Source organism: Flavobacterium sp., assembly GCF_036782315.1.
GTDB lineage: Bacteria > Bacteroidota > Bacteroidia > Flavobacteriales > Flavobacteriaceae > Flavobacterium.
Map to the genome: position 1 here is coordinate 98,624 of NZ_DAIPZK010000011.1, position 10,151 is coordinate 108,774.

Annotated in this window: 9 protein-coding genes; 2 read left to right on the plus strand and 7 right to left on the minus strand. The window is 31.0% G+C overall.

What is annotated here, in order from left to right:
• Positions 1 to 359 precede the first annotated feature (359 nt).
• Both V7P59_RS10355 and V7P59_RS10360 read left to right on the plus strand, forming a co-directional pair.
• Positions 360 to 2,000: a tetratricopeptide repeat-containing sensor histidine kinase gene (locus tag V7P59_RS10355; protein WP_333810088.1), complete on the plus strand. Its 1,641-nt coding sequence runs from the start codon at positions 360 to 362 to the stop codon at positions 1,998 to 2,000.
• A 2-nt stretch (positions 2,001 to 2,002) separates the two neighbouring features.
• On the plus strand, positions 2,003 to 2,668 hold the full coding sequence (locus V7P59_RS10360; RefSeq protein WP_333810089.1) for a response regulator: 666 nt from the start codon (positions 2,003 to 2,005) through the stop codon (positions 2,666 to 2,668).
• A gap of 369 nt (positions 2,669 to 3,037) precedes the next feature.
• Here the strand turns inward: V7P59_RS10360 and V7P59_RS10365 are convergent, their stop codons facing one another.
• The 7 genes from V7P59_RS10365 to V7P59_RS10395 form a co-directional block, all read right to left on the minus strand.
• The gene (locus tag V7P59_RS10365; RefSeq protein WP_333810090.1) at positions 3,038 to 3,358 is read right to left on the minus strand and encodes a hypothetical protein; all 321 of its coding nucleotides are present in this window, start codon (positions 3,356 to 3,358) and stop codon (positions 3,038 to 3,040) included.
• Positions 3,359 to 3,484: 126 nt separating this feature from the next.
• On the minus strand, positions 3,485 to 3,883 hold the full coding sequence (locus V7P59_RS10370; protein WP_333810091.1) for a response regulator: 399 nt from the start codon (positions 3,881 to 3,883) through the stop codon (positions 3,485 to 3,487).
• The gene (locus tag V7P59_RS10375) at positions 3,880 to 5,382 is read right to left on the minus strand and encodes a PAS domain-containing sensor histidine kinase (protein WP_333810092.1); all 1,503 of its coding nucleotides are present in this window, start codon (positions 5,380 to 5,382) and stop codon (positions 3,880 to 3,882) included. Before V7P59_RS10375 ends, V7P59_RS10370 begins: the two co-directional genes overlap by 4 nt.
• Positions 5,383 to 5,604: 222 nt before the next feature.
• Positions 5,605 to 5,940: a bacillithiol system redox-active protein YtxJ gene (ytxJ, locus tag V7P59_RS10380; RefSeq protein WP_333810093.1), complete on the minus strand. Its 336-nt coding sequence runs from the start codon at positions 5,938 to 5,940 to the stop codon at positions 5,605 to 5,607.
• A 126-nt stretch (positions 5,941 to 6,066) separates the two neighbouring features.
• Positions 6,067 to 7,980, minus strand: a complete 1,914-nt coding sequence (locus tag V7P59_RS10385) for an OmpA family protein (protein WP_333810094.1) — start codon at positions 7,978 to 7,980, stop codon at positions 6,067 to 6,069.
• A gap of 11 nt (positions 7,981 to 7,991) precedes the next feature.
• Positions 7,992 to 8,915 (minus strand): PorP/SprF family type IX secretion system membrane protein, encoded by a 924-nt coding sequence (locus tag V7P59_RS10390; RefSeq protein ID WP_333810095.1) that lies wholly within the window; start codon positions 8,913 to 8,915, stop codon positions 7,992 to 7,994.
• A 57-nt stretch (positions 8,916 to 8,972) separates the two neighbouring features.
• On the minus strand, positions 8,973 to 10,151 hold a 1,179-nt coding region (locus tag V7P59_RS10395; RefSeq protein WP_333810096.1), incomplete at its 5' end, for a gliding motility-associated C-terminal domain-containing protein.

The following is a 10,151-nucleotide window of genomic DNA, read 5'->3' on the forward strand; positions in this document are numbered from 1 at the left end:
CTTCTAATAAAGAAAGTATCACTTGTTCAAGAGATGCTTAACAGCATGACAAACTGTGCGAATAGTCTATTGTGAGTTATGTAAAGTGTAACGTCCGAAGCTTCGGACTAAAATCAACACAAAAAAAAACTAATGTGTCTATGTGTTTAAAACAATTAAAGTAAGATTTAAAGATTTATAAAATTTCTTAAATCTGTGTTCCAAAACTAAAACCTGAAACCCGTCAACTATCAACAACAACACCTTTCCGCACTTTGCGTTAAAGTTTACATTGTATTACTAAAAATGATTTAATTGTAATTATATTTCCAAATCGATTGTAAATTTCTTACTTTCGACGAATAGTAAGTAGCAAAACAATGTATTTTCAAAAACTAATTCTTCTTTTTGTATTTTGTAGCTTGTTTTCTTGTAATAATAAGGATGAAACACCTCCTCTCGACGCTAATTTAGAACAAGCAGAACATCTTTTCGAATCAAAACAATACCGAAAAGCCTACTACTATTACAATCAATCATTCCTTTATAATCAGCAACAAAAAAACACAAAAAGAGCCGTTTTTAACTTGTTACGAATGGCGCATATAGAAAATTTAGAATGCGATTACATAGGCAGTGAGGCTACAACCACTCAAGCTATTCAATTATTTGACAGCAGCATTCCAATTCCCTATCAAACCAATGCGTATAATTCGCTGGGACTAAATTACATGCATCTTGCTAACTATGAAGATGCCCTACAAATGTTTGAAAAAGCAATTCAAATCACAGATGACTCATTAACCATTTTCATTTCTAAAAACAACATTGCCTATTTATTCCTCAAACAAAAAGAATATCAAAAAGCCGTGTATCTTTTATCCGAAATAGAAAATGAGAAAGTACTACAAGATTCGCCTCTAGATTATGCACGCGTTTTAGATAACAAAGGAATTGCTTTATTCCACTTAAATGATAAATTGGCATTATCTTATCTAGAAAAAGCAAAAAACATTAGAGAAACCCATAACGATGATTCACAACTCGTGTCGTCTTACGTGCATTTGGCTGAATATTATAAAAACACCAACCCTATTCTTGCAACCGAGTGGACTCAAAAAGCATATAACGCCGCCACAAAAGCATTCATTCCCGACGATCGTTTAGAAGCATTAAACCTACTTTTTACCACAACTACTAACAACGAGCTAAAAAACAACTATCACGAAACGTATATTCAAATTAATGATAGCCTACTTAAAGCACGTCAACAAGCTAAAAATCAATTTGCTAAAATCAAATACGATGCTGAAAAAGCAGAAACCGAAAAAACAGCCTATCAATACAAAATGTACGGTTTTATTGCTTTATTGATTTTAAGTAGTAGCGTCTTTATATTACTTTATCGTTTAACCATACAACGCAACAAACGCAAAGTATTAGAAACCCAATACAATACCGAAACTAAAATTGCTAAACGCCTACACGACGAATTAGCAAATGATGTACACAATACTATTGCCTTTGCTGAAACTCAGAACTTAGAGCAATATGAAAATAAAGAAACCTTATTAGAAAGTTTAGATACGATTTATCAACGTGCTCGAAACATCTCAAATGAAAATAAGGAAATCCATACAGGAGAAAACTATGTTGAGCAACTAAAACATATGATTACAGCCTATGCAACTGCTAAAACAAACATTATTTTAAATTGTTCCGCTCTTAACGAAGTAAAATTAACCCCAGAAGTTAAAATTGTATTGTATCGTGTGTTACAAGAACTCATGGTAAATATGAGAAAACACAGCAATTGCACATTAGTAATGATTAGCTTTAAAGAAACATCAGCTGCACTTGAAATCACCTATTCTGATAATGGAAATGGAGCTGATAATGAATTAAAAATAAAAAATGGTTTGCAAAATGTGGAAAACCGCATTTTTTCTATAAAAGGAACAATTACTTTTGACACCGAACCTGAGAAAGGATTTAAAGTAAAAATTGTAATTCCGAAATAAGTATGTTTACCAAAGTATTAATCGCAGAAGATTTTGATAGTATTAACATAGCGTTAATTCAAACCCTTGAAAATATGGGAGTGAAAGAAATTGAACACGCTAAATACTGCGACGATGCCCTATTGAAAGCCAAAAAAGCTATTTACGATAAAGCTCCATTTGACTTATTAATCAGCGATTTATCCTTTGAAACCGACTATAGATCCGTTACTTTAAAAAGTGGTGAGGAACTCATTACTGCTATTAGACAAATTCAACCCACTATTCCAGTGTTAGTTTATACAGTAGAAGACAAACCTTTTGTAATTAAATCGCTAGTAGAGGATTTAAAAGTAAATGCTTTTGTTCATAAAGGACGTAATAGCATCAGTCAGTTAAAAACCGCAATGGAAACCATACTTTTTGGAGGTACTTTTGTTTCTCAAAATTTGGCTCACGCATTAAAGCAAAATTCATTCAACGAAATTGAAGACTACGATTTAGAAATTTTAACTCAGTTAGCTAATGGAGTTACCATTGAAGAAATGGAACACTTGTTTAAATCGAAAGAGATTAAACCTAACAGCAAAAGTTATATTGAAAAACGTGTTAGTAAATTAAAAGACATTTTCAAAGCAAAAACAACTATTCATCTTATAGCCCTTTCAAAAGACCTAGGTATTATCTAAAAATATACCTCTTTACGGATTTACGTACGGAAAATTGTTTTCTTGAATTTAGTTTTGTAAGAAACAACACGTTTCATGCCAAATTATTATCTACATACCGAACCTGATAAAAAAGGAAATTACTGCTTACACGTAGAAAATTGTAAATGCATTAACAATACAAAGCATTTTACTTTAGTAGGAAACTTCAAAAGATTAATAGAGGTTGTAACCGTTGTGAAATCATCAGATTATTCTGTTTCCCTTTGTAAAGAATGCATTGATACCAATTATAGTAAATCAGTGAAAAATAAGGATTCTATTTTCATTCGGTTACAAAACACAATTAAAAACAAATTATGCTTTGTAACGCGAAAGAAAAAATAACGATTATAGTAATAGAATAAGTAAAAGAATAATTATAATAATGGCACCTACTGATAAATAAATCCCACCATTTCCGTCTCGTAATGAGGTCTTAATTGCTTTTACCTCTTTACGAAGTGCTTTTTTCTCAGCAGCCGTCATTTTAGATTTATCCATAGCCTTAATCTCGTTCAAACGATCGAGTTGGGCTTTCACTTCAACAGGGACTTCTTTAGGATCACCATTAGGTAAAAGAGTAGATTCCACTGAAGCTCCTAATGCCGTTTGAGGGATAAAACTCATCGACATTACAAATACCAATAAGTAAAGAGTTGCTTTTTTCATAACCATCACATCCATTTACCTTAGTGTAATGAATGGTAGCATAAAATTAACCTCTTTAAAAAAGACAACAATTACACAATTTAAACAATAATTTATAAAAATTACATATCATCCGTTTTTCAAAAATTAAAATGTACTTACAATTTCTGTAAGTTTTTCCTTTGTGATAGGTTTAATTATAAAATCCGTCACTTCGCTTATATTTTTAGCTCTAGTAATGTCATAAGGTGATATAGAAGAGGAACAAATATAAACCGTTATTTTGTTTTTATTTTCTATTTTTAACAAAGCATATTCTTCTAAAAATTGCCATCCATCCATTACTGGCATTGATAAATCTAAAAAAATTATATCAGGTAAATGAAGGCTGTTTTTTACATTTTCTTTCAAATAATTCAAAGCATTTAAACCATTATCAAATACTTTAACTTCTTTAAATTTATTGGTTTTTTCGATGATTTTTTCAGTTATGTACACAAAAGCTGGGTCATCATCAATTAAAGCTATAATATCTATTTTTTTCATACTGTGTGGGAGTTTAATCTTATAAAAAATGTACTTCCTTTTTCAGGAATACTTTCTACCCAAATTTCACCACCCATGGCTTCAACTTGGGTTTTTGTAATAAATAATCCAAAACCACGTGAATCAGGGTGTACATGAAATACTTTTCGGATTTTGAACATGTTATTTTTATGTCTGTTTAAGTCAATTCCTAAACCATTATCTTTAACAGATAAAACCAAACCTTTTTCATCGTAAAAGGTTTTTATATCTAATTTTAATGTACGTTCTGGTGATTTATACTTTAATGCATTACTAATTAAGTTTGTTAAAATACTATCGGCATATTTTTGGGAATACAAAACCGTTGCTTCTTCTAAATCAATATTTACCTTAGCACTGTATTGATTAATTTGAGCATCAAAAAGCATTAAAATAGTGTCTATTGTTTTTCTTAAATCAATTGGTGTTAAATCTACCTCTACATCTTGTTTAATTTGTAACGACTCAACTAGTTCATCAAAAATGGTATTTAAATGCGTAACAACAGGTTTCATCTTACTCAATATCTGAACTCGTTCGTTTTCATCATCACATGTTTCTAAAAATTCTATTAACATAGAAATATTAATTAATGGGGAACGTAGATTATGTGAAACGATATTACAAAAATCAACTAACTGCGTATTTTGATGTTCTATATCAAGTAGTATTTTGGCAATTTTTTCTTCTCCCCTTTTTCGCTCAGAAATATCAGAACGAATAGCTACATATTGATAAGGCTTTCCTCGTTCATTTAAAAAAGGAATAATAGTGGTATCTACCCAATAAGCCGAACCATCTTTAGCACGGTTTTTCATTTCTCCTTTCCAAACTTTTCCTTTTGCAATGGTTGCCCATAATTCTTTTATAAACGCTTTTGAGTGAAAAGAGGAATTAATTATTCTATGGTCTTGACCTAATAATTCTTCACGACTATACTTAGATATTTTACAAAAATTATCATTAACATGGGTTATAATCCCTTTTTGATTGGTAATAGCTACAATGGAAGATTCATCTAATGCATATTTGTAATCGGATATTTCTTTAATCTTCTTTAATAACTCTTCTTCACCTCTTTTACGCTCGGTAATATCAGATCGTATGGCAACATATTGGTAAGGTTTTCCATCTTCATTTAAAAAAGGAACAATGGTGGTATCTACCCAATAAGCCGAACCATCTTTGGCTCTGTTTTTAAGTTCCCCTTTCCAAATTTTTCCATGCGCAATGGTAGTCCAAAGATCTTTAATATAAGATTTAGGATGGTATCCCGAATTTATAATACGATGATCTTGACCTATAAGTTCTTCTCTTGAATATTTTGAAATTCTACAAAAATTATCATTTACATGGTTAATGATACCTTTTTGATCTGTAATTGCAATAATTGAAGATTCATCTAATGCATATTTATAATCTGATATTTCTTTTATTCTTTTGAGAAGTTCATTTTCCTCCTTTTCTTTTTTAATCATACCTAAAAGATTTGGTGAATATGGATTTTATAAATGGAAGGTTAATATCGGAAATGGACTTATTCAAATTTAAATAACTTTTTTGAGAATTTATTTATATTAATGTTAAAATACAAAAAATAGAAACTCATTTTCAACAAGTTATCTCATTGAAATAAAGAATTAGTTAAAACTAAATGTTAACAAATGAACCTGAGAAACCTTTTTATACCCCACTACATATTACAAATACTTTGCAATATCTTCAGGTTGAATGCTATGATGCGAAACGCGATATACTACTTCTTTATCTTTCAACACAATAATTTGTGGCGATTGATGAATTACTTTTAACTCATCAGCAATAAAGTTAGATACGCTTCGGTAAGCAAGTAAATCGAGATAATTAAAATCAGCTTTGGCAATTAATAAATCATTACCAGACATTAATCGTTCTTTAGCATAAGCACTAATACCACAAGTTACACTATCTTTAAAAATTATCTGTGGTTTATCGATAGATCTTTCAATAAGATCCCTAACTTGCTGTTCAGTAGTGATGGGACTCCAATTTTTCATAGTTTTTCTTTTTTCAAAATTAAATATAAATACTATAACAATACCATCAAAATTTTACAAAATAAAAATTGGAGCGAAAAGAAACTTGTAATTTCTTCTGCTCCAATTCTCAACTTTAAAAAAAAACTATTGTACTATGATAAACTCACTTCTACGGTTTTGTTGGTGTTGCTCTCTGGTACACGGAACGTCATCGGTACAATTATTCAACAATTGCGATTCGCCATATCCTTTGCAAGTTAAACGCTCTTTTGCGATTCCTTTTTTAATAAGATAATCTCGTGTAGCATTAGCTCTAAAGTTAGACAATCGTAAGTTATAGGCTTCACTTTGTCGGCTATCGGTATGCGAACGAATATCGATTTTTAAATTAGGATACATCTTTAAAAGCTCAATAATTTTTGCCAATTCTACTTCTGCGTCTTCACGAATAAAGAATTTATCCAAATCGAAATAAATAGTAATATTCAACAATTTAACCAAATCATCTCCAGGTTTTGTTTGAATAATTTTGGGTGCAATCTCAAACTTTCTGTTTTTAGCTTCCCCACCTTTTACTCGGTACTCTTTCGTTAAATAATTATCGTTTTCTGCTTTTACATAGTATTCTCTATCTACACGTACATCGCTAAACTTAAAGTTTCCTAACGAATCGGTAGTAGTGGTAGCAATCACATTCTGATTGGCATCTAATAACGTTACTTTAGTATTCTGTATAGGCTCTTTTGAAATTTCATCTACAATAGCATCTATGTATTCTATTTTCTTAGCTTCTGGATTGGCTTTTATTTTGTAAATATCATCAAAGCCTTTTCCTCCTTCTCTATTAGATGAAATAAAGAAAACATTTTTAAAAGGACCTTCGATAAAAGCAAAATCATCACGCTCGCTGTTAATTGGTGCTCCACAATTTTGAAAACTAATATAGTTTCCATTTTCATCTGGCACAGATTTAAAGATATCTAAACCACCAAGCCCAATAAGTCCATCAGATGAAAAATATAAAGTATTATTTGAAGTTATAAAAGGAAAGGTTTCTCTTGCTCGCGTATTGATTTGGTTACCTAAATTAACTGGAGTTCCAAAAGTACCATCAGAATTTATTGCCACTTTGTACAAGTCAGAATTACCAAAACCGCCTGGCATATCAGAAGCAAAATACAATGTTTTCTCATCTGGACTTAAAGCAGGATGCGCAACATTATACTGATCATTATTAAATGGTAATTCAGTAATTTTATCCCATTTACCATTTATCAATGAAGCTTTATATAATTTCAATTTGATTACTTTGTCTTTATCCATTCCTATTTTACCATTGATGAAATTATTTCGGGTAAAAAACATGGTTTGACCATCTTTAGTAAATACTGGGCTCGACTCATGATATTGAGTATTAAACTCATTAACAATTTCATCAATGTAAACTGCTTTTACAGAATCGTTAAACTCAGCGCGGTAAATATTAAAAAAGTTTTGGTTAGTCCATTTATCAATTTTCTTTTTACCACTTTTTGGAATTCGATTCGACACAAAATACATTTTAGAATCTTTAAAGTTTCCTCCATAATCTGAAAACTCAGAATTGATTCCAGCATCTTCAATCGTATATTTATCTAAACTATTGTTTATATCTATTAAATACAATTTATTTTTAAGATACAATTCACCTCTGTAATCATTTGTAATGGTGTAAAACTTCTCCATCATTTTATCGGCTTCTTTATATTCTTTAACCGCTTTTAACGATTGAGCATATCGGAAATAATATTCTGAGTCTAAAGGTTTGTTATCTAATTGAAAAAGTTTTTCATACCATCCTTTCGATTTATCTAACATTCCATTAAAGTAATAGGCATCGCCTAACTTTTGAAACAATTCTATTGAAGCATGACCTTTTTCTGCTACTTTTTCATATACTTTAATGGCATCAATGTAAGAATACCAGCTGTATTGTTTATCTAATTCTTTTTCTCTATCGTTTTGGGCAGGTGATAAGAAAAAACAAACCAAACTAACTATAGTGATTATACGTTTCATAAATTTCATTTTTAAAAGAATCTAGGGTTAACAATTCGATCCGATTTTTTATTAAACTCGTAACGCAAAAAGAACTCATGTGAACCCGAATTATAATTGGCCAGTTTTGTAGTTTCCATGTCATAAGCATATCCAATAAACCAATTATCCGAGACTTGAAAACCTGCTAATAAACTTCCTGCTGCATCCCAGCGATAAGCACCACCAAAAGTAAATCGTTCGTTAAATAAAAAGTTGGCAGATAAGTCTAATTGCAACGGTGAGCCTTGAACAATTTTAGATAAAAATGCAGGTTTGAATTTAATTAAAGGAGAAATTTCAAACACTTTACCCATAATAAAGTAATAATGCATACGCTCAGCAGCTACTGAATTTTGAGAAAAACTTCCTTGTCCTTTATCAAAATGTTTGGTTTCTAAAAAATTGGGTACTGATAATCCAAAATAAGTATTGTCTGAATAATAATAAACTCCGGCACCTACATTAGGAGAAAACTTATTGTCAATATTATATTGAGCCAATATATCTCCAGGATTATAAATGTTAAGTTTTGTAAAATCTACATTTAAAAAATTACCTGTTGCTTTAACCCCAAATGCCAATTTATATAAACCAGAAGTTGGGATTGTATAAGAAATATCTAATGAAATAGAATTTTCATCAGAAGGTCCAATTCGATCGTTAATGAAAGATAAACCCATTCCTAAGTTTTCATTTTTTAATGGGGTATGAAAAGCAAATGTATTGGTAACTGGAGCACCATCTAAACCTACCCATTGATTTCTATGTAAAGCAAATACACTAAAAACATCTCTACTTCCCGCATAGGCTGGATTTATATTAATAGTATTATACATGTATTGTGTAAACTGAGAATCTTGTTGCCCAAATGATGGCAACCACATTAAGATTATAATAAAAAATATTTTTCTCATGTCTTAATTTTTTGTTTATGGTTTTGAAGAGGGAATTGTTACATTCCCTCATTTCAATTATCTATTAATATATAAGTATCCTGAACGTTCTTTTTGTCTTCCTTGACTGTTTACATATTTTACTACATAGAAGTAAGTTCCCACAGGCAATTCAGAAGCTTGACTTATGGTTACTCTGCCTTCAGATATACCTCTAAAATATTGTCCATTTTGTCCGTATCCTTTGGTTTCATAAACACGAATTCCCCAACGGTTGTAGATTTCTACTGTATTGTTTGGATATAATTCAATATTTCTAATTACAAATACATCATTATCTCCATCTCCATTTGGTGTAACTAAGTTGAAAATCTCTAAATCATCTTCCGACACACTGTGATTATTTACTTCTAAATAATCAGGAATACCGTTACCATTAGCGTCATTTGGACTATTAGGGTTGTTACCTATTTCTTCTCCATTTGTCAATCCATCTCCATCACAATCTCCATCTAAAAATTCTTGTGACTGTGGTAACGTAACATTTTCTTCTACTGATTCACATGGATTTAATGGATCAGTTCCGTCTAATACTTCTTGACCATTTGTTACTCCATCCCCATCACAATCTGCTGAAGACCAAAGTCCACCTTGAGGTAAAACAACATTTCCAATGATATAATCACATGGGTTTGTTGGATCAGTACCATCTAAAATCTCTTGACCATTAGAAACGCCATCTCCATCACAATCTGCTTGTAACCAAGCTAAGTTTGGAGTAGTATCTTGATTTGCTGCTACTAAATCACAAGGATCTGAAGGATCGGTTCCATCAATAGCTTCTTGACCATTTGTTACACCATCACCATCACAATCATTTATTGGAAAATCTAAACAACCTCCAATTATAATTGCTACTGTTGCAGTATAACAATTTGTTGGATTTAATATCTCACAAATTTGATATTGTATCAAATAAGGTCCTTCAGGTGTTCCCGCTGGAATAATTAAATTACCATTAGCATCAATTGATAAGCCTACAATTCCATCGTTGTCTAATAATGTTATTGTAATTTGACTATCTAAAACTGGAGCTCCATTTAATGTATCATTTATTGTAATGTCTCCCACAATTCCTCCCACTACTCCATTAAATAAAGTAGCTGAATAATCATCATCAACTGCGTTAATTACTGGTGGTATTACTGTAACCACTGCATCTGCTGTATCACAGTTGCTTGGGTTTAATACCTCACA